Source organism: Lactobacillus delbrueckii subsp. bulgaricus, from assembly GCF_046938665.1.
Lineage (GTDB): Bacteria > Bacillota > Bacilli > Lactobacillales > Lactobacillaceae > Lactobacillus > Lactobacillus delbrueckii_C.
Genome location: NZ_JBKZCD010000077.1, coordinates 1 through 401 on the forward strand (window position 1 = coordinate 1; position 401 = coordinate 401).

1 protein-coding gene is annotated in these 401 nt (G+C 54.9%); it reads right to left on the minus strand.

What is annotated here, in order from left to right:
- Positions 1–401: amino acid--tRNA ligase-related protein (locus ACLUXO_RS10260; protein WP_412137456.1), on the minus strand; the 401-nt coding region annotated here is incomplete at both ends.

Consider the following 401-nt stretch of genomic DNA (forward strand, 5'->3'; position numbering starts at 1 on the left):
ATAACCCGTTCAAAGCCCATCCCGAAGCCGGAGTGCGGCACGCTGCCGTACTTTCTCAGGTCCAGGTACCAGGAGTAGTCGTCCAGGTTGAGGCCCGCTTCTTCGATTTGCGCCTTCAAGGTGTCGTAGTCAGCTTCACGTTCTGACCCGCCCATGATTTCCCCGTAGCCTTCTGGCGCTTCCACGTCGGCGCAGAGGTAAGTCAATGGGTTTTCCGGGTTCTTCTTCATGTAGAATGGCTTGATTGCTACTGGGTAGTTAACGATGAAGAATGGCCGGTCAAATTGTTCGGACAGGAAAGCTTCATCTGGCGCGCCAAAGTCGTCGCCCCACTTGAAGTCCTTGCCAGCTTCTTGCAGCATCTTAACCGCGTCATCGTAGGACAGGCGGGTGTAATTGCC